The organism is Uliginosibacterium sp. 31-12, assembly GCF_030548425.1.
GTDB lineage: Bacteria > Pseudomonadota > Gammaproteobacteria > Burkholderiales > Rhodocyclaceae > Uliginosibacterium > Uliginosibacterium aquaticum.
The window spans coordinates 1-24,013 of sequence record NZ_JAUOOA010000003.1; the positions used below are offsets into that span (position 1 = coordinate 1).

21 protein-coding genes are annotated in these 24,013 nt (G+C 62.2%); 2 read left to right on the forward strand and 19 right to left on the reverse strand.

Going from position 1 to position 24,013, the window contains the following annotated elements; all coding sequences use genetic code 11:
• The 13 genes from Q3Y64_RS07135 to Q3Y64_RS07195 all read right to left on the reverse strand — a co-directional run.
• On the reverse strand, positions 1–245 hold a 245-nt coding region (locus tag Q3Y64_RS07135; RefSeq protein WP_303560614.1), incomplete at its 3' end, for a sugar phosphate nucleotidyltransferase.
• A 20-nt stretch (positions 246–265) separates the two neighbouring features.
• A complete protein-coding gene (rfbA, locus tag Q3Y64_RS07140; RefSeq protein WP_303560615.1) occupies positions 266–1,168 on the reverse strand; it encodes a glucose-1-phosphate thymidylyltransferase RfbA in 903 nt (300 codons plus the stop codon).
• Positions 1,169–1,182: 14 nt separating this feature from the next.
• Positions 1,183–2,067: a dTDP-4-dehydrorhamnose reductase gene (rfbD, locus tag Q3Y64_RS07145; protein ID WP_303560616.1), complete on the reverse strand. Its 885-nt coding sequence runs from the start codon at positions 2,065–2,067 to the stop codon at positions 1,183–1,185.
• Positions 2,068–2,069: 2 nt separating this feature from the next.
• Positions 2,070–3,140, reverse strand: a complete 1,071-nt coding sequence (rfbB, locus tag Q3Y64_RS07150) for a dTDP-glucose 4,6-dehydratase (protein ID WP_303560617.1) — start codon at positions 3,138–3,140, stop codon at positions 2,070–2,072.
• Positions 3,141–3,270: 130 nt separating this feature from the next.
• Entirely contained in the window at positions 3,271–4,116 is an 846-nt protein-coding gene (locus Q3Y64_RS07155) for a symmetrical bis(5'-nucleosyl)-tetraphosphatase (RefSeq protein ID WP_303560618.1), read from the reverse strand.
• 4 nt (positions 4,117–4,120) lie between these two features.
• Positions 4,121–5,995, reverse strand: a complete 1,875-nt coding sequence (locus Q3Y64_RS07160) for a nucleoside-diphosphate sugar epimerase/dehydratase (protein ID WP_303560619.1) — start codon at positions 5,993–5,995, stop codon at positions 4,121–4,123.
• A complete protein-coding gene (locus Q3Y64_RS07165) occupies positions 5,988–7,052 on the reverse strand; it encodes a glycosyltransferase family 4 protein (RefSeq protein WP_303560620.1) in 1,065 nt (354 codons plus the stop codon). The genes Q3Y64_RS07160 and Q3Y64_RS07165 overlap by 8 nt, the downstream gene beginning before the upstream one ends.
• Positions 7,045–7,986 (reverse strand): NAD-dependent epimerase/dehydratase family protein, encoded by a 942-nt coding sequence (locus Q3Y64_RS07170; protein WP_303560621.1) that lies wholly within the window; start codon positions 7,984–7,986, stop codon positions 7,045–7,047. Before Q3Y64_RS07170 ends, Q3Y64_RS07165 begins: the two co-directional genes overlap by 8 nt.
• Positions 7,983–8,819, reverse strand: coding sequence for a glycosyltransferase family 2 protein (locus Q3Y64_RS07175; RefSeq protein ID WP_303560622.1), 837 nt, complete (start codon positions 8,817–8,819; stop codon positions 7,983–7,985). Before Q3Y64_RS07175 ends, Q3Y64_RS07170 begins: the two co-directional genes overlap by 4 nt.
• Complete coding sequence (locus tag Q3Y64_RS07180; protein ID WP_303560623.1) at positions 8,816–10,288, reverse strand: oligosaccharide flippase family protein; 1,473 nt, start codon at positions 10,286–10,288, stop codon at positions 8,816–8,818. The genes Q3Y64_RS07175 and Q3Y64_RS07180 overlap by 4 nt, the downstream gene beginning before the upstream one ends.
• Positions 10,285–12,447, reverse strand: coding sequence for a glycosyltransferase (locus tag Q3Y64_RS07185; protein ID WP_303560624.1), 2,163 nt, complete (start codon positions 12,445–12,447; stop codon positions 10,285–10,287). The genes Q3Y64_RS07180 and Q3Y64_RS07185 overlap by 4 nt, the downstream gene beginning before the upstream one ends.
• Before the next feature lie 5 nt (positions 12,448–12,452).
• Positions 12,453–13,460 (reverse strand): NAD-dependent epimerase, encoded by a 1,008-nt coding sequence (locus Q3Y64_RS07190; RefSeq protein ID WP_303560625.1) that lies wholly within the window; start codon positions 13,458–13,460, stop codon positions 12,453–12,455.
• 52 nt (positions 13,461–13,512) lie between these two features.
• Positions 13,513–14,265 (reverse strand): glycosyltransferase family 2 protein, encoded by a 753-nt coding sequence (locus Q3Y64_RS07195; protein ID WP_101941878.1) that lies wholly within the window; start codon positions 14,263–14,265, stop codon positions 13,513–13,515.
• 66 nt (positions 14,266–14,331) lie between these two features.
• On the opposite strand from Q3Y64_RS07195, the gene waaC reads away from it, so the two are divergent.
• Positions 14,332–15,291, forward strand: a complete 960-nt coding sequence (waaC, locus tag Q3Y64_RS07200) for a lipopolysaccharide heptosyltransferase I (protein ID WP_101941879.1) — start codon at positions 14,332–14,334, stop codon at positions 15,289–15,291.
• Positions 15,288–16,556, forward strand: coding sequence for a lipid IV(A) 3-deoxy-D-manno-octulosonic acid transferase (gene waaA, locus Q3Y64_RS07205; RefSeq protein ID WP_303560626.1), 1,269 nt, complete (start codon positions 15,288–15,290; stop codon positions 16,554–16,556). Before waaC ends, waaA begins: the two co-directional genes overlap by 4 nt.
• A 46-nt stretch (positions 16,557–16,602) precedes the next feature.
• Here the strand turns inward: waaA and Q3Y64_RS07210 are convergent, their stop codons facing one another.
• The 6 genes from Q3Y64_RS07210 to Q3Y64_RS07235 form a co-directional block, all read right to left on the reverse strand.
• Positions 16,603–17,910 carry a TolC family outer membrane protein gene (locus Q3Y64_RS07210; protein WP_101941881.1) on the reverse strand — a complete coding sequence of 436 codons (1,308 nt, stop codon included), beginning with the start codon at positions 17,908–17,910 and terminating at the stop codon, positions 16,603–16,605.
• A gap of 30 nt (positions 17,911–17,940) precedes the next feature.
• Positions 17,941–18,267 (reverse strand): rhodanese-like domain-containing protein, encoded by a 327-nt coding sequence (locus Q3Y64_RS07215; RefSeq protein WP_303560627.1) that lies wholly within the window; start codon positions 18,265–18,267, stop codon positions 17,941–17,943.
• A gap of 10 nt (positions 18,268–18,277) precedes the next feature.
• Complete coding sequence (locus Q3Y64_RS07220) at positions 18,278–18,913, reverse strand: protein-L-isoaspartate O-methyltransferase (protein ID WP_303560628.1); 636 nt, start codon at positions 18,911–18,913, stop codon at positions 18,278–18,280.
• Positions 18,914–18,984: 71 nt separating this feature from the next.
• Positions 18,985–22,119, reverse strand: a complete 3,135-nt coding sequence (locus tag Q3Y64_RS07225) for an efflux RND transporter permease subunit (RefSeq protein WP_101941884.1) — start codon at positions 22,117–22,119, stop codon at positions 18,985–18,987.
• Positions 22,116–23,213, reverse strand: coding sequence for an efflux RND transporter periplasmic adaptor subunit (locus Q3Y64_RS07230; RefSeq protein ID WP_303560629.1), 1,098 nt, complete (start codon positions 23,211–23,213; stop codon positions 22,116–22,118). Before Q3Y64_RS07230 ends, Q3Y64_RS07225 begins: the two co-directional genes overlap by 4 nt.
• The gene (locus Q3Y64_RS07235) at positions 23,210–23,854 is read right to left on the reverse strand and encodes a TetR/AcrR family transcriptional regulator (protein ID WP_303560630.1); all 645 of its coding nucleotides are present in this window, start codon (positions 23,852–23,854) and stop codon (positions 23,210–23,212) included. The genes Q3Y64_RS07230 and Q3Y64_RS07235 overlap by 4 nt, the downstream gene beginning before the upstream one ends.
• Positions 23,855–24,013: the final 159 nt, after the last annotated feature.

The window sequence follows — 24,013 nt, forward strand, 5'->3', positions numbered from 1 at the left end:
AGCACGATGCGGTCTGAACCTTTGCCGATCTGGCGCATCTGCTCGGCGATGATGAAGCGGTGCTCTTCGTTGGTGACCACGATCGGTTTGGCGATCTCGGCATCGAATCCGTCCAGACGGCGTGCGGTGATCTGCAGCAGTGATTCGGGGCCGGTAAGCGGCAGCAGCTGCTTGGGGTAGGTTTCGCGCGAAGCAGGCCACAGGCGGGTGCCGGAGCCACCAGAGAGGATGACAGGTTGGAGCATCGAATTCTTTCAGTTACTAATCAAAAAACACGTTCATTGAGTATCTGGGTCAGATACTGCCCATAACCACTTTTGCCCAGTCGCTTGGCCTGTTCTTCCAGCTGAGCATCAGTGATCCAGCCATTGCGCCAGCAAATTTCCTCCGGGCAGCACACTTTCAAGCCCTGACGCTTCTCCAGCGTCTGGATGAACTGACCAGCTTCGATCAGGCTGTCATGTGTGCCGGTGTCCAGCCACGCGTCGCCACGGCCCAGCATCTGCACATCAAGCTGGTTCTTTTCGAGGTAGATCCGGTTCAGGTCGGTAATCTCCAGCTCACCGCGTGCGGAGGGCTTGAGGTTCTTGGCGAAGTCGACGACCTGGTTGTCGTAGAAGTACAGCCCCGTCACGGCATAACGGCTCTTGGGGGCCTTGGGCTTTTCTTCGAGGCTGATCGCGCGACCGTCCTTGTCGAACTCGACCACGCCGTAGCGCTCGGGATCAGACACCGGATAGGCGAAGACGCTAGCCCCTGTTGGCTTGGCATCAGCAGCCTTGAGGCGGTTGGCGAGATCATGGCCGTAGAAAATGTTGTCGCCCAACACCAGCGCGGAGGGGTGATCCCCCACGAAGTCCGCGCCGATGATGAAAGCTTGCGCCAGGCCATCCGGGCTCGGTTGCACGGCGTATTCGAAACTCACGCCCCATGCTTTGCCATCGCCCAGCAGTTGCTCGAAGCGCGGCGTGTCCTGCGGGGTGGAGATGATCAGGATGTCACGGATGCCTGCCAGCAGCAGCACGCTGAGCGGGTAGTAGATCATCGGTTTGTCGTAGACCGGCACGAGTTGCTTGGAGACGGCCAGCGTGATCGGGTGCAAACGGGTGCCGGAGCCGCCGGCAAGGATGATGCCTTTACGGGGTTTGTTGGCCAGAGGAGCGGTCATCTCGAGAGTCTTTCTCAAAGGATTTCGATCAGCATGCGAGCGACACCTTTCTGCCAGTGCGGCAGGGTGAGGCCAAAGGCTTGCTGAAGCTTGGTGGTGTCGAGGCGCGAATTGAGCGGGCGCGCGGCTGGCGTGGGGTAGGCGCTGGTGGGGATGGGGCTAACCTCTTGCACCTTGAGTTCACGGCCGGCCTGGCGGGCTTGGTCGAAGACGAAGCGGGCGTAGTCGTACCAGCTGGTTTCGCCGCCAGCGACGCAGTGGTAGAGGCCGAACAGGGCCGGGTTGGCCAGGGCCTGGCGAATGGCGTGTGCGGTGACGTCGGCGAGCAGGTCGGCACCGGTCGGGGCGCCGATCTGGTCGTTGATGATCTTGAGCGCTTCGCGTTCGCTCGCGAGCTTGAGCATGGTCTTGGCGAAGTTGCCTCCACGTGCGGCATAGACCCAGCTGGTGCGGAAGATGAGGTGGCGGCAGCCGGATTGCTGGACGAGCAGTTCGCCTTCGAGCTTGGTCTGGCCATAGACGCTGAGCGGGGCAGTCTGCGCGGACTCGTCGCGCGCGCTGTCGCCGCTGCCGTCAAAGACGTAGTCGGTGGAGTAATGGACGAGCAGCGCGCCGATTTCCTTGGCGACCTGCGCCACGGCGCCGGGCGTGGTGGCGTTGAGCAGGCGGGCGAAGTCGGCTTCGCTTTCGGCTTTGTCGACGGCGGTGTGGGCGGCTGAATTGACGATGACGTCCGGGCGCAGCGTGCGCACGGTCTGCGCGACAGCTTCAGGCTGGCTGAAGTCGCCGCAGTAGTCGGCGCTGTCGAAATCGAGTGCGGTGACGTCGCCCAGCGGGGCGAGCGCGCGCTGCAGCTCCCAGCCGACCTGGCCGCCGCAACCAAGAATGAGGAGTTTCATGCTCAGGCTCCGCGATTGGCGTAGTTTTTGTCCAGCCACTCGCGATAGCTGCCATTGAGTACGTTGGCCACCCAATCCTGATTGGCGAGGTACCACTCGACGGTCTTGCGGATGCCGGTCTGGAAGGTTTCGGCCGGGCGCCAGCCGAGTTCGCGCTCGATCTTGCGCGCATCGATGGCATAGCGGCGGTCGTGACCCGGGCGGTCGGTGACGTAGGTGATCTGCTCGGCGTAGGACTTGCCATCCGCGCGCGGGGAGAGTTCGTCGAGCAGTTTGATGAGGGTCTGGACGATTTCGATGTTGGGCATCTCGTTCCAGCCGCCAACGTTGTAGACCTCACCGACCTGGCCCTTGGCGAGCACGGCGCGGATGGCGCTGCAGTGGTCGGTCACGTAGAGCCAGTCGCGGATCTGCTGACCATCGCCGTAAATGGGCAGCGGCTTGCCGGCGAGAGCGTTGGCGATCATCAGCGGGATCAGCTTCTCGGGGAAGTGATAGGGGCCGTAGTTGTTGGAGCAGTTGCTTGTGGTGACCGGCAGGCCGTAGGTGTGGTGCCAAGCACGCACGAGATGGTCCGAAGCAGCCTTGCTGGCCGAGTACGGGCTGTTGGGCTCGTAGGGGTTGATTTCGGTGAAGGGAGGGTCACTGGGCTTCAGCGAACCGTAGACTTCGTCCGTGCTCACATGATGAAAGCGGAAAGCAGTCTTGGCTTCGCCTTCAAGCGTGTTCCAGTAAGCGCGTGAAGCTTCGAGCAGGGTAAAGGTGCCGTCAATGTTGGTGCGCAGGAAGGCGGCCGGGCCGTGGATGGAGCGATCAACGTGGGACTCGGCGGCGAAGTGCACGATGGCACGCGGCTTGTGCTTGGCCAGCAATGAATCAATCAAGGCGCGGTCGCAGATGTCGCCCTGAACAAAAGTGTGGCGCGCATCCCCTTGCAGGCTCTTGAGATTTTCCAGATTGCCGGCGTAGCTCAGCACATCCAGATTCACCACCGACTCATCGCTCTGCTTGAACCAGTTCAGCACAAAATTGCTGCCAATGAAGCCGGCTCCGCCGGTGACGAGAATGCTCATGACGTCCTAGACCTAAAAGTTTCGGTAGCCCACCAACGGCGACCACCCAAAAAAGCTTTACATCTTAACGTGACTTCACAAATCCTCATCTGAACTCATGTCAAATATTCCCCAAAGGGCAAAGGAGCGCTCAATCACCCGTCTCTGGAGCAAGCCTAGGCTGGCCTTCGACCTGAAAAAGACGCCTATCCTCCAGGCGCAAAGCACTTAAGCGTCCGCCCCATACACACCCCGTATCAAGCGAGACGACGCCTCCCAAATCGCGGTAGCCAAGAGCGGACCAATGCCCATGCAGGATGGTGTGGGTTTGCCAACGCGCATCCGGGTAGGCATACCAGGGGATAAGCCCTGGCTGATCCTCAGGGCACCCCTTGGGTTTCAAGTCGATGCTGGCGTCGGAGCGTAGAAAACGCAGGCGACTCATCGCGTTGACGATGAGGCGAAGACGATCCGGGCCAGTCAGGTCATCACGCCAAGCGCACGGCTTACCGCCCCATAGACCTCGCAGGAACTCCTGCCAATCCTCCCCGCCCAGCTCGCACTCAACTTCGGCGGCCAGATCCTCGGCCTGCGCCACGCTCCACTGCGGCAACAAACCTGCATGCACCATGGCGTATCCGTCCTCGACATGAAACAGGGGGCGCTGCCTCAGCCAATCAACCAACTCATCGCGATCAGGCGCTTCAAGCAGATCCTGCAGGGTATCCTCAGCCGTTTGCGAAACGGCCCCTGCCACCACAGCCAGAAAGAAAATGTCGTGATTGCCGAGCACGCACACTACACGCTCCCCCAAGCCTTTGAGGTAGCGCAGCACAGCCAGGTTGCCGGGCCCACGGTTGATCAGATCACCGGCAATCCAGAGCCGATCCTGAACGGGATCGAAGTCGATTTTCTGGATCAGGATCCGCAGTTCGTCGTAACAGCCCTGGATATCGCCAATCACATAACTGTGGCGATCCGGATGGGTTGCCCTCATGGCGTCAGGCCTGCTGACTACTGTTGCTTTGAAGGGGTGCTACTGCAGCAATGTCAGCAGGCATGTACTCTGGCACCCAGTGCTGCAACTTGCTGCGCACGGCCTGATCGGTCGGACTGGCACTTTGCTCCAGCCACGCTTCGACCTCACGGACCAAGTCCGTTGCAACAGGGCGCGAGCGCGCGATCCTGAGCTTGGGGTGGTGCGTAGGCCGGGTATGTTCGGCGTCTGCCAAGAGCTCTTCGTAGAGTTTTTCGCCAGGGCGCAGACCGGTAAATTCAATCCGGATCTCGTCTTCGGTAAAACCGGAGAGTCTGATCATGTTGCGCGCCAGATCGGTAATTTTCACCGGTTCTCCCATGTCCAGCACGAAGATCTCACCACCCTCGCCCATGCTGCCCGCCTGCAAGACAAGCAAGGCAGCTTCCGGTATGGACATGAAATAGCGGGTTATCTCCGGATGCGTCACCGTCACCGGGCCCCCGCAAGCAATCTGCTCCTGGAATTTCGGGATAACGCTTCCGTTGCTGCCCAGTACATTGCCAAAACGCACCGTTTCAACCCGCGTTGCATTGGAAACTGAGTACAGAGCTTGGCAGAGCATTTCAGCCAGGCGCTTGGTAGCCCCCATCACATTGGTAGGGTTCACCGCCTTGTCCGTGGAAATCAGCACGAAGCGCTCAGCGCCGTAAGACTGACTGCAGCGCGCCACATTGAGCGTCCCCAGTACATTATTGCGCACAGCCTGCCAGGCGTTACGCACCTCCATCAGCGGCACGTGTTTGTAGGCTGCTGCGTGGAATACCACTTGCGGCCGCCATTCGCCAAAGATCTCGTGCAGCCACGCCGCATCCTTGACGTCTGCAGCCAGCGGTACGACCGGGATCTGCGGCTGGTGCTGCGCAAACCACTGCTCAATCGTATACAGGGCGTATTCACTTTGCTCCACCAGCAACACGCGCGCAGGGGCGAAGTGAGCAATCTGACGACACAACTCCGAACCGATAGACCCCCCCGCTCCTGTCACCAACACACACTTGCCCGCGAGCACGGCCGCAACATTGGCGGTATCAATGCACACGGTTTCACGCCCGAGCAAGTCCTCGATTTCGACCTTGCGGATAGCGTTCACGGCAATCCTGCCGGACATAATGTCTTCCAGCGCCGGCACGGTCAGCAACTGCAAGCCAGCCTGCGCGCAGCGGTCTGCAACTTTACGACGCACGGCAATCGAAGCCGAAGGAATTGCCAAAATGGCATGCCTGACTTTCAGATCACTCGCCACCTCGGGCAGAGAATCAACCGCTCCGATCACGCGTTGCCCCCCCAGCTCCCGCCCCCATTTGCCGGCATTGTCGTCCAGCAGGCCGACGACCCGCCAATCAGGAGAGCGCTCCATGTCACGCACCAGCATGGCGGCAGCGCGCCCCGCGCCAATTACGATCACGGGCTTTCCCTGGCAAACGAGGGCACCGAACATGCGGTGCTCCTTCCACATGCGGTAAGCAATCCGCCCACCGGCCATGCCCATAACCAGCAGCAGCGGGAACAACACCACCAGCGAACGTGGTACCGGTGGCTGTGGTGTCAGCAGCACGACATAAGCCACCATCGCTAGCAAAGTACCGCCCACCGCCTTGAGCACCCGCTTAAGGTCCGGCAGGCTCGCAAAAATCCACAACCCGCGATACAACCCCGCCAGCCAGCAAGCCAACGCGTGTGCCGGCGACAAGCACAGAAGGCCGATCAGAACGGTATCGCTGTAATCTTCAGGCCATGAAAAGTTGAAGCGCAACCAGAACGCGGCGTACCAGGCGAATACCAGTGCCAGCAGGTCAAACAGGAATACCAGCAGGGATTTGAGTCCGACTTTATGCATCAGGAGACTTTCTGTTCGGGCATACGCCAGCTTCGCGCGCGCACTCACTCTCTGGAACCCCAGCATCGAAGTACCAGGCCAGACCAACCAGTAGCGCGAAGATGAGCAGGCAGACCGGCAACGCGATGGTTGGCCATGCCTGGGTCGCCAAGGCTGCAGGCAGCATAACCAGCAGATTGATACAGAGTATGACCAAGGTCACAGGTCGATGTGCTCCAGCACGACGCGAGGCCCACTGATAGGCATGAGTACGATGTGCTTCGGTTACCCGGATGCCGCGCAACGCACGTCGCAGCAAGGTGAGTGTGGCGTCAGTCATGAATACTGCCAGCAGTATCATCCATGGCCATAGTGTGGTTTGGCCACTTGTCGTGGCATACAGGGCATGCAGGAACAGCGCATACCCCAGAAAGCCACTCCCGGCATCGCCCATGAAGATCCGGGCCGGAGGCCAGTTCAGTAACAGGAATCCAGCGCTCGCTGCCGCCAGCAGCCACAGGGGCATTCCATCCCCCCCCGTCAGGGACAGCATCACGCCACCCGCACCAGCCACAAAGACGGCCTGAGAACCCGCCAGCCCATCGATACCATCCATGAAGTTATAGAAATTGATGGCCCATGCCAGTAGCAAGACACCACTCAGATACCCCAGCCATCCCCAGTACAGGGAGCTCCCTCCCAGATCCAGTCGGGGCCACCCGCCCAACAGAAACATGGCCAGTCCGGCAGCCAGCAGATGAAAGCCGAACCGCACGCGAGCCGGTAGCGGAGCGTGGTCATCCCAGAAGCCAAGCACCGCAATCAACCCACCACCAAACAACAAACTCCAAAACAGGCCGTACGCCATGCCGACCCTGTATTCCCAGAAGATCAAGGCTGTCAGATAAGCCAGAACGATGGCCACCCCTCCGCCACGGGGTGTCGGCACGGAATGTGAACTGCGCGCATTGGGCGTATCGATGATCTGTCTGGCCAGCGCATAGCGTCGCAAGGCCAGCGTGCCAACAAAGGCCGCCAGCAAGGTCAGGCCAACCACCACCGGATGAAATTCAGGCACGCCTCACACCCTCATCAGCAACAGTTCGGCGAAGCGCCTCCGGACGACTCACATCGGCCTCCCAACCCAAAACCAGGCGCGCTTTGTCGCCGCTTACACGCAGCTCTCCGGTCAGACGACGCATGGCCGCACCCACACCAGGAACCCCGGCCGCAAGCGTCAGCAACCGCAACGGTACCGCAAACAGTCGGGACGGAACACCTGCCACCTCAGCGATCTCTCGCATCAGGCTTGCCGTGCTGCATTCGGTATCGGCAGCATGAAAAACCTGGCCTGCCGCCGCAGGGTGGGTACAGCAGCGCTCCAGCAACGTGGCAAGATTCCAGACATTCACAAAACTGCGCAAGGATTCGACTCGACCGAAAGGCAACGGAACACCTTTCTTCACCAATCCAATCAAACGCTCGAAATTGCCCCCGACGCCGGTGCCATAAACTAGCACTGGACGCACAACCACCCACTCCATGCAGGAAGCCTGCGCAACATCACGCAAGGCCTGCTCGGCTGCCAGTTTGGAACGGCCATAAGCATCTTCGGGCGTCGGCACATCGGTTTCCGTCAGCGGCCGCATCTCCGAATGCTCACCGCAGGCCTTAATGCTGCTAATGAATACAAAACGCTTGACGCCCGCACGAGCGGCCTGCTCAGCCAGGTGCCGAGTCACAGCAACGTTCTCCAGCACATAGGCCGCCTCGGGGTCCGCCACATCCTCCTGCATCTTGTGTACGCGAGCGGCCAGATGCACAACCACATCCACACCCAGAAAAGCATTCGAGCACTCAGGCAAAGTGCGCAGATCCGCGATTACCGCATCATCGGGCATACCGGCAATCTCGTGACGCAACCAGGGGCGCACAAGATGTCCGTCCTCGCGCATCCGACGGCAGAATTCGCGCCCAACAAAACCAGTCGCCCCGGTCACTAGGATCTTCATGCAATCCTCCATCCATGGCGATTGAAGAAACGCAAGCCGGAACGACAAAACATTCGCACATGCCTCCAGCCCTTCTGGCCGGCCCCGCCTCCAAAATGTGCGATCCGCACATCGCTCACGGCAGCAACCCTGCCGTGGCGGGCTGCGCGAAGGCTCAAATCAAAATCCTCAAAGTACAGGAAGTACCCCGGATCAAAGCCCCCCAGAGTCTGCAGAACAGGCGCGCGCAGCAGCATGAAACAACCACTGACGATTGGAGGGTCCCACAGCACCGATTGGCTACTCGTATCCAACATTTCGTAATGCGCCAGCCGCTGCGCAAAAAAACGCCGGCCAAGATGCGGAAAGAATCCCCGCAAAACCAGATCAAACACGCTCGGATAGCGTTTGCACAAAAAATGCCAACCGCTCTCAGCCCCCAAAATCGCTGGTGACAGCAACACACACCCTGTTTCTTCTGCCATGAACAGGCATGCCGCACTGAGCGCATCCGGCTGCAGGTAAACATCCGGGTTTAGGATCAGGTGAAGATCACCGGTACCGCCTGCCAGCGCAAGGTTATGCCCTTGCCCGAACCCGACATTGCCATGTCCGGAAAGAATGGAAAAATCTTCCCAGCCAGAAGCACGAGCCAGTTCATCAAGCCCTACGTCGTCGCCGTTATCAACCAATACCAGACGGACGCCATCAATGACGCCGGCAGCCCGGGCATGTGCCACCGCAACCCGCAGGCTGGCGAGAGTGTCGCGCAGCATCGGCTCATCGGGGTGATAGGTTACGAGGCTGACGGAAAGCTGCGTCTGGAGCGTGTGGGAACGCCTAGCTTCGTTCATCCCAACCCTCCTCCGCGAACCCCCAGGCGCACCATGACAGACGTCTTGACGACAGAGGGAAGCACTTTCAGCCACAGAAGCACTGTCGCCACGAGACCAACAGCCAGAGCCAGCGCCCACCTCGACCAGAACGGCGCAGCGACAATGAAGCAGGACGACAGAACTCCCACCAGCACTACACCCGCCCCTCCCAGCAAACCGGGCAAGCAATCTGTAAACGACGGTCCCCCGTTGTGGCGAACCAGGAACAACAAGGCCACGCAATCAACGGCAGCCCTGAGCCCCCAGGCGACGGCAACAGCCACGATTCCGAAATGATCCGCTGCCAGGTAAGTCAGCACCAGATAGAAAGGCAACTCACACAGGTGAAGCGCTACAGTCACCCGCACAAACCCCCGCGCCTGCAACCAGGCATAGGGCACCTGAGCAACTGAATTGAACCAGACACCGGAGACCAGCGCGATCAATGCCCAGGTGCTCTCCCCTGCGGCATCAAATCTGACCCATAAATGCAGCACATCGCCCCCCAGCCATATCAGCAGCAGACAAGGCAAGCACATCACCCATGCGACGGTCCGGCCAGCGAGCTCGTAAGAGCCCGAGCCTTGCGATGCAAATCGCGGAAACAGTGCCGACGACAGCGCCAATGGCAAGAGCAGCAGTTTGGTGGCCAGTTCGTAAGGTACCGAATAGTGCGCCACAGCACCCAGACCAATGATTGACCCGACGAAGAAACGATCCATGTACATCGTAAAAGGCACGATAGCCTGACTGCACATGAACCATGCCGACTCACTCCAGACGCCGGACACCTCTGCAAGCGAAGCACTCAGTCGCCAGCCAGACAGCTCCTTCCTGACCACTAGCATGTGCGCCAGCAGATCCGCCCCCCTCACCAGCAGTACGCCTGCAGTGAGCCAGGGCAACTCCGGACGGAGCAACGCGATGGCAATCAGCACACAGTAGGCCGCTACGGTAAAGCCGCCTCGCATGAGGTTCACGGCACCAAAGCGCAACGCGCCTTCCAGTACTCCACGCAGCGCAGACGTGGCCGCGATGCAGGGCACCATCAAGGCCACGCAACGGACAGCACCGTCGATTTCTGCGAGAGGAATGCCTCCGCGACGAACAAGGGCCTCCCCCCAGACCGACCATCCCAGCAGCAGCAGGACTGCAACACCAAGGCCAATCATCAGCACGCGCCGGAAGTTTTGCCATACGGCGGCAGGCGCCAGTGCCGGCATCTCGGGAGACCCCTGGGCCACGCGCCGGGCCATGGTTCTCGACAGGCCCAGGTCCAGCAGCCCGGCGTACCCCGCCACCGCCCACATGAGCGCCAGAAATCCGAAGCGCTCAGCGCCTGCCAGATGCATCAGCAACGGCACGGAAACCACGGCAAACATCAATGGCAGAACTGTGCCCATCAGGTTGAAGACGGTGTGCCGCACCAGGCCCTGGCCATGCGTCATGACTGCGGCTCCAATTGCATCACAACCGGCTCGCCGAGCAGGGCCGCACGCATGGCTGCGCGCGTGAAGTGCCTTCTCGCGTAATCCTGCATGGCACGCGAGGTTGACGCACGCAGTGCTTCTGCGCCGACAAGGGCAACAATGGCTTCAGCAAATCCGGCAGCCGCATCACGCACGAAAATGCACTCGGCCACGCCAGGCAATCCCTGGGCGCCCACGGATGTCGTGACAAGGGGCAGGCCATCACGTAGGGCCTCGACGACCTTGCCTTTCACTCCTGCGCCAAACCGCAGCGGCACAACGGCGATATCGGATGACGCATACAGCCCGGCAAGTGTGTCATCACTGACGTCGGCATGAAGCTCCACCCGGTCCCCCGCAAGCGCTCGCACCTCATCCGTCGGGCTTGAACCCACGATGCGCAGGAGCGTGTCGGGGTACTGCCGACGCACCAGAGGCAAGACTTCATTCACAAACCAGATCACCCCGTCGATATTGGGCGGATGACGGAATCCGGCTACGAAGATTAAAACCTGCCCGGTACCAGGATGCTGCTCTGCAGGCGAGAAACTATCAAAACAGAATAACGGGATCTGCCGGGCAACCGCCGCCACCCCCAGCTTTGCTTGAACCTCCCTTACCTCTTCGTCGGAAGGGTAGAGGACAAGGTCCGACGCCTGCCAGAGGCGCTCCTCGAGTGCGCGCATGCGGGCAATCGCAGCTTCGCCGTTACGCCCCCTGTCCAGCACATCTTCACGCTGCATGCGCGCCCAATGCAGGTCGTGGCCGTAAAAAACGACCTTGGCCCGGGAGTGGCGGCGTACATCCTCAATATAGTCTCGCGCCACGAGCGGTCGATTTAGGATCACCGCACTGACGCTCGGGCCAAGCGACGCCAGCCACGGGCCGAAACAATCACCGTATTCCGCTCCGTAGATAACCTCCACACCGCGCGCCTGCAGTGCTTCGGTATAAGCAGGCTCGTACCAGAGATTGTGTGGCCAAAATTTGACTCGCCACCCTTCGCGAAGATAGGTGTCGATGATGTGCTGCACTGAGCGCCCGCCCGCGTCTCGATCCGGACGCGGCACGTATTGATCCACGATCACCACGATAGGTGTCGCCTGGTTACGCTCGCGCGCCGTCACGGGAGACGTTCCATTCGGTTGATGCTCAGCATCAAGACATACCGCCCATTTCTCCCGGAACCGGGCAGCGTTGCGCACCTGATACTGCTTCAGCCCGCTGGCTAGGGAAGTTCCATTGGAAACGCCCTCGAAATGAATCACCTGAGATCCCGGTTGGTAGTACAACCTGAGTCCAGCCTCCCGCACCTTGAAAGCGAGGTCGGTATCCTCGTAATAGGCAGGTGCGTATTCGGCTCCAAAACGCCCCAGCTCATTGAAGAGCGCGGATGAAATCATCAGCGCGGCTCCCGAGCAGTAATCAACCTCCCTTAGATAACGGAACTCGGATCTGGATGGATCATCGAGGCGCCCGAAATTCCAGGCCGACCCATCCCTCCAGACAATTCCTCCGGCTTCTTGCAGGCGGCCATCCGGATAGATCAGCATGGAGCCAGCCATTCCGCAGTCGGCTCGAAAAGAAAACGTCTCAAGAAGCTGATCGATTGCCCCGTTCAGAATTTGCGTGTCGTTGTTCAGGAAGAACAAGAACTCACCACGCGCCAACGATGCGGCGGCATTGCAGTTTCCAACGAAGCCCTGATTTCTGGGCTGACGCACGAAGCGCACCCCGGGGACCAACTCAAGCCAAGCCATTGCAGGGTCCGGAGAGTCGTCATCAGAAACAATGATTTCGTACGCAGCACGCTCCCCAGCAAGTGCAATAGCCTTGAGGCAGGCTGCCGTCATTCTGAGATTGCCGAAAGTCGGGATGATGATCGAGACCTCCGGTTGCGCATGCTCCGCAAACCTCAAACCATCAAGAATCTCCTCAACCGTCAGATCTGCAGGTACGGGCAGCTGAAGCGGAGCCAGTCCGCGCGCCCGACGGGCCCGTTGCCACGCCTGGTAATGCGGCACACGACTGAAAGCAGGCCCCGCGAATGTGTAAACCGTATCCACCAGTCTGGTGCGCGTGCCCATCGATAGCGGTAGGGACAGGAAAACCTGGCGCAGAAAGGGAACAAGAGCCATGGGGCTCAGCCGCCCTGATACGGGCGGAACCACGCCACGAAACGTTTCACGCCCTCCGCGAGGGGCGTACCGGGAGAAAAGCCGGTCCAGGCCGTCAGCGCCGACACGTCCGCCGAGGTCACCGGCACATCGCCCGGTTGCATCGGCTGGAAGTCTTTCTCAGCGACTTTGCCGGTGGCGGTTTCGATAGCGGCGATGAAGTCCATCAGCGGCACTGGGTCCTGATTGCCAATATTGAAGACCCGGTAGGGTGCCGGCGACGTGCCGGGATTGGGAGCCTGGCCATCGTAGGCGGCGTCCGGCTCGGCCGGGCGGTCGAGCGTACGCACCACGCCTTGCACGATGTCATCGATGTAGGTGAAGTCGCGCAGCATCTTGCCGTGGTTGAAGACCTTGATCGGGCGACCTTCGAGGATGGCGCTGGTGAACAACCAGGGCGCCATGTCCGGCCGGCCCCAGGGGCCATATACGGTGAAGAAGCGCAAACCAGTGGTGGGCAGGTTGTAGAGGTGGCTGTAGGTGTGGGCCATCAGCTCGTTGGCCTTCTTGGTGGCCGCGTAGAGGCTCACCGGATGGTCCACAGCATCCTGCTCGGAAAAGGGCGTTTTCTCGTTACCACCATATACGCTGGAGCTGGAGGCGTACACGAGGTGCTGCACGGCGTTGTGACGGCAGCCTTCGAGGATGTTCACGAAGCCGACGAGATTGGAGTCGGCATAGGCATGCGGGTTCTGCAGGGAGTAGCGCACGCCGGCCTGGGCGGCCAGGTGCACTACGCGCTCGAATTTCTCGTCCGCAAAAAGCTTTGCCAGAGCTTCACGATCGGCGATATCAAGCCTGATGAAACGGAAGTTCGGCCAGGGTGTGAGCTGCGCGAGGCGGTCGTGCTTGAGCTGCGGGTCGTAGTAGTCGTTGAGGTTATCGATACCGACAACTTCATCGCCGCGTTTGAGCAGTTCGAGCGAGGTGTGCATGCCGATGAAGCCGGCCGCACCGGTGACGAGGACTTTCATGCCGGTCGTTTCCCATCCTGCAGCCCAGGCTGCTGAAAAAACAAACGCGGCTTCAACGCCGCGAAAACTCGATCATTTTCGCATACTTGGCGAAGCTGTTGAAACAGCCGATCAGGATGTGTATCAAGCCAGGAAGGCCATCCAGAAAGCCAGCCCGCATGACGTAAAACTTGATGAAACGGAATAAAGGGCTCAGCAGCAATTTGCCTGCCGACACCTGCCTGCCCTCCTCGACCAGCGCCTTGGCCGCCAGCGTCGTGTAGCGGTTCTGTTTGGCGAGATAGCTTTCGATCGTGTCTTCGGAGTGGTGCAGCAAATCCCCGCGCAGCAGGCCCACGCCACCGAGCGTGATGACACGCTCGTGCACGATGTCGTCGGACCAGCGTGCGTGGCGACGGTCAAACAGGCGCAGCGACAGATCCGGATAGCCCTCGCCGTGCTTCAGATAGCGGCCGAGAAAGCGATTGCAGCGCGGAAATTCGTAGCATTGATAGGCCGGCTGGACGAGCGCGCGCTCGATGCTGACGCGCAGCGCCTCGGACACGATTTCGTCGGAGTCGATGCACAGCACCCAGTCATGCGCAGCCTGCTCGATCGCGAACTGTTTCTGCGGACCAAAGCCACGCCACTCCTCGCGGATCACACGTGCGCCGAAAGATTCCAGCAGCTCGATCGTGCCATCCGTGCTACCCGAATCCACGGCAATGATCTCCGCGCAGAACGCCAGGGATTCCAGCGTGGCGCGCAGCGGGCCGACACAATCACGTGTGATCAGCACGGCTGACAAGGGAAGACGAGCACTCATGAGCAGTGGCCAGGGTTTACAATCCGGGCCACATTCTATGCCAGACCCGGCGATTCCCCTTAGCGCATGCGTTCCGTCCTCCTCGTCAAAACCTCCTCGCTCGGCGACGTGATCCACAACCTGCCGGTCGTCAGCGACCTGCTGCATCACTGGCCGAAGCTGGCCATCGACTGGGTGGTGGAAGAAAGCTTCGCCGAGATCCCGCGCTTGCATGCGGGTGTGCGTCAGGTTTTTCCGGTCGCCGTCCGGCGCTGGCGCAAGCAGCTCACGCAACGCATCACCTGGCAGGAAATAGGTGCATTCCGGCAGGCCGTGCGCGCCAACTGCTATGACCTCGTGATCGACACCCAGGGGCTGTTCAAAAGTGCGCTGCTGACCCGCATGGCCGATGGCCTGCGCTGTGGCTACAGTCGCGAAGCCGCGCGCGAGCCACTCGCCGCCTGGTTCTACGACTGCCGCTACGCGATCCCGAAAACCGCGCACGCGGTGGAGCGCAACCGCTGGCTGGCTGCCGCGGCCGCCGGCTATTCGCCGGACCTGCCGCTGCGCTACGGACTGCATGTCGACACGACCGATACAGCGAAGCCTTACTGCGTGCTGCTCACCGCCACCAGCCGGGACGACAAGCTGTGGCCCGAAGCCCACTGGCAGGCATTGGGTCAAGCGCTGGCTGCGGAGGGCCTGCGCTGCGTGCTGCCGGCTGGCTCGGCGCGCGAACGCGAACGAGCAAGCCGCATCGCCGCCGCCATCCCCGGTGCCGAGCTGGCACCACCCTCCTCGCTCGGTGAGCTGGCCCGGCTGCTCGGCGCGGCCGCCGGCATCGTCGGTGTGGATACCGGCCTGACCCATCTTGCGGCTGCACTGGATCGCCCGGTGGTGGCGCTCTATGTGGCCACCGAACCCGGGCTGACCGGCGTCTACGCCGGCCCGCGCGCGTTCAACCTAGGTGGCAGGGGGCAATGCCCCGCGCCGGCCGAAGTGCTCGCCGCCCTGCAGCCCTTGCTGACGAAGAAGATCCGCCCATGAATCGCCTGCTTTACTCCGCGCTGTGGCACCTCGCCCTGCCCCTGATCGGCCTGCGCCTTGCGTGGCGTGCGCGCAAGCAGCCGGAGTATCTGCAGCATCTGGGCGAGCGCTTCGGCGCGGCGCCACGCGCGGGTCAAGCGCCGCGCATCTGGCTGCATGCCGTCTCGGTCGGCGAAACCCGCGCCGCCCAGCCGTTGGTGAAAGCCCTGCTCGCTCGCTATCCGCAGCACGAAATCCTGCTCACTCACATGACCCCCACCGGTCGCGCCACCAGCGAAGAGCTGTTCGGCAAGGAAGCGCGTGTCGTACGAACTTATCTCCCCTACGACTTTCCCTGGGCCCAACGCCGCTTCTTCGCCCGTGCTCGCCCGCACATGGGCATCGTGATGGAAACCGAAGTCTGGCCAAACCTGATGTGCGCCGCCGAGCAGGCGGGCATTCCGATGCTGCTGGCCAACGCCCGCCTCTCGGCGCGCTCGGCACGCGGCTATCAACGCCTCGGCCAGCTCGCCCGCACAAGCTTCGGTCGTTTCAGCAAGGTGTTGGCGCAAACGGCGGATGACGCCAGCCGCCTCGCCGCCTGCGGCGCTGTGCAGCCGATCGTGAGCGGCAACGTGAAATTCGATCTGGAGCTGACGCCAGCCCAGCTCGCCCTCGGCACGGAATTCCGCGCCGCCGCGAGCGGGCGCCCAGTGATCCTCGCCGCCAGCACCCGCGAAGGAGAAGAAGGCGCGCTGCTCGCCGCCTTCCTCATCCATGCACCGGCAGACGCGCTACTGGTGCTGGTGCCGCGCCATCCACAGCGTTTCGACGAAGTGGCGACCATGGTCAGCAAGCTGGGGCTAACCCTGCAGCGCCGCAGCGCTGGCCTGCAGATCACACCGGATACGCGCGTGTGGCTCGGCGATTCGATGGGCGAGATGCTGGCCTACTACCGCATGGCCGAGGTAGCCATCATCGGTGGCAGTTGGCAGCCACTGGGCGGGCAGAACCTGATCGAGGCCTGCGCAGCCGGTGCGCCGGTGCTGATCGGCCCGCACACCTTCAACTTCACCGAAGCCGCCATGAAAGCCATCGAAGCCGGCGCCGCTCGGCGCTGCGCGGATCTCGACACAGCCCTGCGCACTTGCCGTGAGCTGCTGGCGGACACTTCTGCACGCAAGACCATGGCAGCCGCCGGCGAAGCCTTTGCGGCCGCCAACCGTGGGGCGACCGAGCGCACCCTGCAGGCGATTACTGCATTGCTAGCCAGCGCCAACCAATGAAAAGGGCGCGTTGCCGCGCCCTTCGTGATCCTGAAGCCTTCTTCAATCAGCGTTCGAGCAAGGCGTTGATCTCTTCCAGATCCTTCAGGCTCAGGCTGCCCACTGCCTGCTTAAGCTTCACCTGGGCCATGATCGTGTCGTAACGCGACTTGGCCAGCTTCTGCGCGGTGTCAGCGAGCTGGCTCTGGGCATCCAGCACATCCTTGTTGATCTTCACGCCCACCTGATAGCCCAGCTTGTTGGACTCCAGTGCGCTGCGGCTTGATACCACAGCCGCTTCATAGCCTCTCACCTGGGCCACACCACTGGTCACACTGAGGAAGGCTGAGCGGGCCAGTTGCGCGGCGTTACGCTTGGCCGCCTCCAGATCCTGCTGCGACTTGGCCGACAAAGCCTGCGACTCGCGCACCTTGGACTGGGTGCCGCCACCGGCGAAGATCGGCAGGGTCGCCTGCACGCCGACCTGCCAGTTGCGATACTCGAACTCGCTCTGCGAGGAAGTAGAGCCCGCGCCATGATTGCGGCCATAGGAGCCCACCGCATCGATGGTCGGCAGATGTGCCGCACGGGTCCGCTCCACCTCGCGCGCAGCGATTTCTGCATTGAGCTGGCCGACCTGCACATCCAGATTATTTTTCTGGGCGGACAGCGCCCATTGCTCCACATCCGCCGGCATCGGCGGCTCCAGCATCACGCCATCACGCAGACGCGCCAATTGCGGCGGCTCCTTGGCGATCAGCACACGCAAGGCTTCGCGCTTCACGTTCACATCGTTCTGGGCCGCAATTTCCTGTGCCGACACGATGTCGTACTTGGATTGCGCATCATTCACGTCGGTAATCGTGACCGTACCGACTTCAAAACTTTTCTTCGACAGGTCCAGCTGCTCGCGCGAGGCCTTCTTGAGCTGGCTCTGCACCGTGAGCACATCCTGCGCATTGAGCAGATCGAAGTAAGCCTGGGTGCTGCGCACCATCAGATCCAGCTCGGCTGCCGTGAGCTGCGCTTCGGCCACGCCCACCTGCAGTTCGCCCTGTTTGTAGGCCACCCAGTTCTGCCAGCGGAACAGCGGCTGGGAAAGCTGCAAGGTGTAGGAGTTGGTGTTGTAACCATACTCACGCTCGTTCGGCAGCTTGGCATCCAGGTTGTTATAGGTGCTGGCGCCATTCAGGTTGATCGTCGGCAGCAGACCAGCGCGCCCTTGCGGCAGCTTCTCGCGCCCGGCTTCCACCTGGTAGCGGGCGGCGCCGTATTTGGCATCGCTCTGACGCGCGTCCTGATAGATGCCCAGCAGATCGGCGGCCTGAACGCTGCCGGCACACAGCAGCGCGACGGACAGGGCAATACGCTTCATGTTCTCTCCCACTCCAGACTTCCCAGAAATTCAGTAACGCGGCATGGCCGGATCAACGCGCTGCGCCCACGCATCCACGCCGCCCGTGAGGTTATACACATTTTCAAAACCCTGTTGCGCCAGGAACAAGGCTACGCGCTGGCTGCGCATGCCGTGATGACAAATGCACACCACGGCCTGGTGTGCCGGCAGTTCATGCGCCCGCGCCGGGATTTCGGCCATCGGTACCGGCGTGATACCGGCCAGCGCGCAGTGTTCAACCTCCCAGGGCTCGCGCACGTCCAGCAACAGCGGCGCGGCACGCCCGCCATCGGCCAGCCAGGCAGCCAGGTCTTCAGCACTCAAAGGCGTCACCATGATGCCGCGCTCAGAACGCGAAGGCGGCCGCCGGCGTACGCAGGGCGTCCACCGAGGTTTCAAACAGGGCACGGCTGCCGCCCGCCGGCGTGTACAGGCGCACACTGAGCACCGGCGCACTGCCCACGCAAGCCAGCAGGCGGCCGCCCGGCTTGAGCTGGGTCAGCCAGGCCGCCGGCACTTCGAGCACCGCACCGCTCGCTACGATGAGGTCATACGGCCCATGCGCCGCATCGCCCTGCAAGCCGTCAGCCTCCTCCACCGTTACGTTGGCTACCCCGGCATGGGCCAGATTGGCGCGCGCCAGGCTCACCAGGACCGGATCAGCCTCCACCACCCGCACGCTCGTAGCATGCACGGCCAGCAGGGCGGCCAGATAGCCTGAGCCAGTGCCGATCAAGAGCACGTTCTCGCCCCGCTTGGGCGCCGCAGCCTGCAGCAGGCGGCCAGCCACGATGGGCGTCAGCATCTTGCGCCCGCCCGGCAGGGGCAGCGCCACATCAGCAAAGGCCAGAGCCTGTTGCGCTGGCGCCACGAAGCGCTCGCGACGCACCAGCGATACGGCCTCCAGGGCGGCCGGGTCGAGCACCTCAGCAGGGCGCAGTTGCTGCTCGATCATGTAGAAGCGGGCCTGTTCGATATCCATTCTTGTTTCCTTCCTGTATGGGGGCGGGGGCGTCAGCCGGGAATTCTAGCCTGTGCGCGCCGGCCCCGCCCTTAGGCCTTACATTCTTTCACCCGGTACCAGGCGGCATACAGCGCCGGCAGGAACAACAAGGTCAGCACCGTGGCGACCAGCAGCCCCCCCATGATCGCCACCGCCATCGGGCCAAAGAAGGCCGAACGAGATAGCGGGATCATCGCCAGGATGGCCGCCAGGGCGGTCAGCATGATCGGGCGGAAGCGCCGCACGGTTGCCTCGACAATCGCCTGCGCAGGCGGTACGCCGTTCTTTTCGTCCTGATCAATCTGGTCGATCAGGATCACCGAGTTGCGCATGATCATGCCCGAGAGCGCAATGGTGCCCAGCATGGCGACGAAACCGAAGGGCTGGCCGAAACCGAGCAGCGCAAGCGTCACCCCGATCATGCCCAGCGGGGCGGTGAGCACCACCATCAACATGCGCGCGAAGCTCTGCAACTGCAGCATCAGGATCGCCAGCACCACAATGATGAACAGCGGCACGCCGGCCGCCACCGAGCTGCCGCCCTTGGCACTTTCCTCCACCGCGCCACCCACTTCAAGGTGATAACCCAGCGGCAGAGAAGCACGGATCGCCTCGATCTGCGGCGCCAGTTGCTGGACCACTTCAGCCGGCTGGACGCGGCCATACAGACTGGCACGCACGGTCACCGTCGGCAGCTGGTTACGGCGCCAGATCAGACCCGGCTCGAAGTCATATTCGAGCGTGGCGAGCTGCGACAGGGGCACGCCGCGACTGCTGCCAACCGGGATCACCAGCTCGGAAAGCCAAGCCAGGCCCAGATCACGCCGGCTGCTGCGCATCTGCAACTCGATGACTTCGCTGCCTTCGCGGAACTGGCTCACCGACACACCGTTCAGCGCGGTGGCAAGGAATTGCTGCACCGCTTCGCGGGACAGGCCGGCCAGCCGCGCCTTCTCGGTGTCCACATGCAGACGCACGACCTTCGAGGCCTCCTCCCAGTCCTTCTGCACATTCGACAGATGCGGATTGGCGCGCATCACACCAGCCAGCTGGCTACCGATCTGCTGGATGCGCTCGTGCTCCGGCCCACTGATCCGGTACTGCACCGGGAAGCCCACCGGCGGCCCGTTCTCGAGCCGGTTGATGGAGGCGCGTAGCTCCGGATACTCCTGCTGGAAGAGCTCGATCAGGCGCGCACGCAAGGCCTCGCGCTCCGGCATGCCGCGCGCGAGGATCACGAACTGGGCAAAGTTGGCCTGCGGCAGCTGCTGATCCAGCGGCAGATAGAAGCGCGGGCTCCCCCCGCCCACGTAGGCCACGTAGTTTTCGATGCCTTCCTGCTGCTGCAAGTAGTGCTCGATGCGCTCCACCGAACGCTCCACAGCCTTCAGCGAAGCACCTTGCTGCAGACGCAGATCAAGCAGCAGCTCGGGGCGAGTCGAATCCGGGAAGAACTGCTGCGGCACGAAACGGAAGCCCCAGATTGACACGGCGAAGGCCAGCAGGGTCGCGCCGATCACCATCCAGCGATGCTGCACGCACCAGCCCACGGTCTGGCGAAAACGCGCGTAAAAGGGCGTGGAATAGATCGCTGCTTCGGAGTGGGTATGGTGGCTGCGCTCGATCAGGCGCACCGCGAGGCGCGGCGCCAGTTTTGCCAGCAGGCGCACAAGGATGCCGGTCTTGCCGGAGCGCTTGGAGAAATCGGGCAGCAGCCAGTAGCCGATGAAGGGCACGAAAAGAACCGCCGCCACCCACGAAACGAGCAGCGCGATCACCGTGACCTCGAAGATCGAGCGCGTGTATTCGCCGGTTGAAGAAGCTGCCGTGGCAATCGGCAGGAAGCCCGCCGCAGTGACCAGGGTGCCGGAGAGCATTGGCCAGGCCGTCGAGGTGTAGGCAAAGGCCGCGGCGCGAGCGCGCTCCCAGCCCTGCTCCATCTTCGTCGCCATCATCTCCACCGCAATGATGGCGTCATCCACCAGCAGGCCCAGCGCGAGAATCAGCGCACCCAGCGAAATCTTGTGCAGGCCGATGTTGAAGTAGTACATGAACAGGAAGGTGATCGCCAGCACCACCGGGATACTGATCGCCACCACCACGCCGGTACGAAAACCCAGCGAGAGCAGGCTCACGGCCAGCACGATCACCACCGCTTCGGTCAGCGAACGTACGAAATCCTGCACCGACTCGGTCACCGCGCGCGGCTGGTTGGCCACCCGCTCGAACTTCACGCCCAGTGGCAACTGCGCTTCGATCTTCGCGCTGGCCTCATCCATGTGGCGGCCCAGCGCGATGATGTCACCCCCTTCACGCATCGACACGCCGATGCCCAGCGCCTCGCGCCCCATGAAACGCATCTTGGTTGCTGGCGGATCAACGTAGCCACGCTTCACCTCGGCCACGTCGCCGATGCGCAGGGTGCGCCCGCCCGCGCGCAGCGACAGGGCACGAATGTCGTCAAGCGACACAAATTCGCCCTTGGCACGCAGGAACACGCGCTCGTCCTGCAGCTCGAAATAGCCGCCGGCGAGCTTGCTGTTCTGCTCCGAGATCGCCGCCATCAGGGTCTTCGGGTCGATCCCCAGGGTCGCCATGCGCAGCGGCGAGAACTCGATGTAAATGCGCTGCTCCTGCTCGCCGAAGAACTCCACCTTGGCTACGTCCGGCAGGCGCAGCAATTCCAGGCGGATCGCCTCGGCATGGCGCTTGAGTTCGGTGTAGGAGAGCCCCTCGCCGGTCAGCGCAAAGATGTTGCCGAAGGTGTCGCCGAATTCGTCATTGAAGAAAGGGCCCTGGGCGCCGGTCGGCAGGGTGTGGCGCATATCGCCCACCTTTTTGCGCACCTGATACCAGATGTCCTTCATCTGGCTGGATTTGAGCGAATCACGCGCCACCACGATGATCTGCGACTCCCCCGGGCGTGAGTAGCTTCTCAACGTCTCGACCTCGTTCATCTCGCGCAGCTTCTTCTCGATCTTGTCGGTCAGCTGTTGCTCGACTTCCAGCGCACTGGCGCCCGGCCATTTGCTGGTCACCACCATCACCTTGAAAGTGAAGGGCGGATCTTCGCTCTGACCCAGACGCGTATAGGAGAACAGACCGATCAGCGTCGCCACGAGCATCATGAACAACACGATCTGCGGATGACGCAGCCCCCAGTCGGAAAGATTGAAGCTTTTCATCGCTTCACATCCAGTACCACCGGTGCGCCCTGCTCCACCGGCCGCACCTTGAGGCCGGCAGACAGCGCATGGGCCCCCACCGTCACCACCCGCTCGCCGGGCTTCACGCCCCCCGTCAGACGCACCTTCTCATCTCCCCAGGCCGCCACCTCCACCTCACGAGGCTGCACCTGATCCTGCTCATCGACGATCCACACCCGGCCCTTGCCCCCGTCGCCGCGGATCACCGCGGCCAGCGGCAGCTCGATATTCGCTCCGGCAGGGATGGGCAGCACAAAACCCGCCGCTGCCGTGGAGCCCAGGCCCAGATGTTCGTCGGGCGCCGTCACGCTGATGCGGGCGGCATAGGTGCGGGTACTGGCGTCGGCACTCGCGGCAAGCTCGCGCAGCACGCCAGAATAGAGCTTGTCCGGCGCACTCCAGGCCTGCACCTGAGCCACCTGACCTGGTTTGAGGCCGGCCACGCGGGATTCCGGAATCCACACCAGCACCTCGCGCTGGGCCGGGTCGGCAATCCGCAACACCAGCTGACCAGCCGCCAGCACCTGGCCTACTTCAATCGGCGCCGCCGTGATCACGCCATCGCGCTCGGCCACCAGTTGTGCATAGCCCAGCTGGTTCTGCGCCACTTCACGCGCGGCCAGGGCTTGCTGGCGGCGAGCCTGAGCCGCCTCGAACTGGCTGCGCCGCGCATCCACAGCGCTGACACTGAGAAATTTCTGTGCAAAGAGATTCTGCGCCCGCTCGTAATCGGCTTTGGCCAGGGCCAGATCCGCTTCGGCGGCCGCCAGCTGGGCTTCGGCGGATTTGGCCGAGAGCCCCAGGTCTGCCGGGTCAAGCCGCGCCAACACCTGCCCCTTGCGTACCGTGTCGCCCAGATTCACGCGTCGCTCAAGCAGCTTGCCGGCCACGCGGAAAGCCAGATCGGCTTCGTAGCGCGAGCGCACCTCGCCCGCGTAGGCCAAGGTATTCACGCCCGCAGCGCTGCCAGCCCGGATAACCACCGCCGCCTGCGGCGCCGCCTGCGGAGGGGGCGCCTTGTGACAGGCAGACAGCGTCAGGGCGCTGGCGATCAGGAAAATGGTACTTCTCATCGGGAACTCCTGGCAGGAGGCGGCTCGCACAGCAAACCGCGCATGAACATGTCCAGATGGGTCTGAACGTAAAGATCGGGTGAAACGGTCTGCGCCTCGCAGCCAGCAAAGGACTGCTGCCACAGACAACTGAACATCAGCGGGGCAATGGCCAGCTGGCACATCATCAGCGGATCACAGGAGCGAAACACGCCAGCCTGGATGCCGCGCTCCAGTACCGTCGCGAACAGGGCGTGGCCACGCTGCACGACATGTTCGTGATAGAAGGCCGCAATCTCTGGAAAATTGCCCGCCTCGGCCATTACCAGCTTTGAAATGCCGCCCAAGCGCGGATTACCCAGCACCTGCCAGTACCGCAGCAGCAACTCACGCAAGAGCTGCGCCGGATCGGTTGCGTGCTGCGCCAGCAAGGCCTCGCCGGCCGCTAGGTGCGGCAGCACCGCCTCCTGCACCACGGCCCGGAACAGGGCTTGCTTACTCTCGTAATAAAGAAACACCGTGCCCTTGGAAACGCCGGCACGGCGGGCAATGTCCTCCATGCGTGCGGCAGCGAACCCCTTGTCGACGAAAACGTCGAGCGCCGCCGCCAGCAGTTCGGCCGGGCGGGTTTCCTTGCGACGCTGGCGAATGGCACGGGTCATGGAAGGCAAGCAGGGTGAGTGCAGCAAAGACAACAAAGAATGGAAAGGCAACAAACCACCGGGGCCGTCAGCCAAACAAATGACTAACCGGTCAGTAATTATTGGTGAAGACACAGGATTTGGCAAAAGCTTGATAAAACCCTGTTCACAAAACAGTCG

Coding starts and splice junctions, on each gene's coding strand:
- Q3Y64_RS07235 (WP_303560630.1), bottom strand. CDS start 23,854: ATGACCCGTGCCATTCGCCAGCGTCGCAAGGAAACCCGCCCGGCCGAA.
- Q3Y64_RS07220 (WP_303560628.1), bottom strand. CDS start 18,913: ATGGATATCGAACAGGCCCGCTTCTACATGATCGAGCAGCAACTGCGC.
- Q3Y64_RS07210 (WP_101941881.1), bottom strand. CDS start 17,910: ATGAAGCGTATTGCCCTGTCCGTCGCGCTGCTGTGTGCCGGCAGCGTT.
- rfbD (WP_303560616.1), bottom strand. CDS start 2,067: ATGAAACTCCTCATTCTTGGTTGCGGCGGCCAGGTCGGCTGGGAGCTG.
- rfbA (WP_303560615.1), bottom strand. CDS start 1,168: ATGACCGCTCCTCTGGCCAACAAACCCCGTAAAGGCATCATCCTTGCC.
- Q3Y64_RS07155 (WP_303560618.1), bottom strand. CDS start 4,116: ATGAGGGCAACCCATCCGGATCGCCACAGTTATGTGATTGGCGATATC.
- waaA (WP_303560626.1), top strand. CDS start 15,288: ATGAATCGCCTGCTTTACTCCGCGCTGTGGCACCTCGCCCTGCCCCTG.
- Q3Y64_RS07225 (WP_101941884.1), bottom strand. CDS start 22,119: ATGAAAAGCTTCAATCTTTCCGACTGGGGGCTGCGTCATCCGCAGATC.
- Q3Y64_RS07160 (WP_303560619.1), bottom strand. CDS start 5,995: ATGCATAAAGTCGGACTCAAATCCCTGCTGGTATTCCTGTTTGACCTG.
- Q3Y64_RS07230 (WP_303560629.1), bottom strand. CDS start 23,213: ATGAGAAGTACCATTTTCCTGATCGCCAGCGCCCTGACGCTGTCTGCC.
- Q3Y64_RS07185 (WP_303560624.1), bottom strand. CDS start 12,447: ATGGCTCTTGTTCCCTTTCTGCGCCAGGTTTTCCTGTCCCTACCGCTA.
- Q3Y64_RS07180 (WP_303560623.1), bottom strand. CDS start 10,288: ATGACGCATGGCCAGGGCCTGGTGCGGCACACCGTCTTCAACCTGATG.
- Q3Y64_RS07195 (WP_101941878.1), bottom strand. CDS start 14,265: ATGAGTGCTCGTCTTCCCTTGTCAGCCGTGCTGATCACACGTGATTGT.
- Q3Y64_RS07190 (WP_303560625.1), bottom strand. CDS start 13,460: ATGAAAGTCCTCGTCACCGGTGCGGCCGGCTTCATCGGCATGCACACC.
- rfbB (WP_303560617.1), bottom strand. CDS start 3,140: ATGAGCATTCTCGTCACCGGCGGAGCCGGCTTCATTGGCAGCAATTTT.
- Q3Y64_RS07215 (WP_303560627.1), bottom strand. CDS start 18,267: ATGGTGACGCCTTTGAGTGCTGAAGACCTGGCTGCCTGGCTGGCCGAT.
- Q3Y64_RS07175 (WP_303560622.1), bottom strand. CDS start 8,819: ATGAACGAAGCTAGGCGTTCCCACACGCTCCAGACGCAGCTTTCCGTC.
- waaC (WP_101941879.1), top strand. CDS start 14,332: ATGCGTTCCGTCCTCCTCGTCAAAACCTCCTCGCTCGGCGACGTGATC.
- Q3Y64_RS07170 (WP_303560621.1), bottom strand. CDS start 7,986: ATGAAGATCCTAGTGACCGGGGCGACTGGTTTTGTTGGGCGCGAATTC.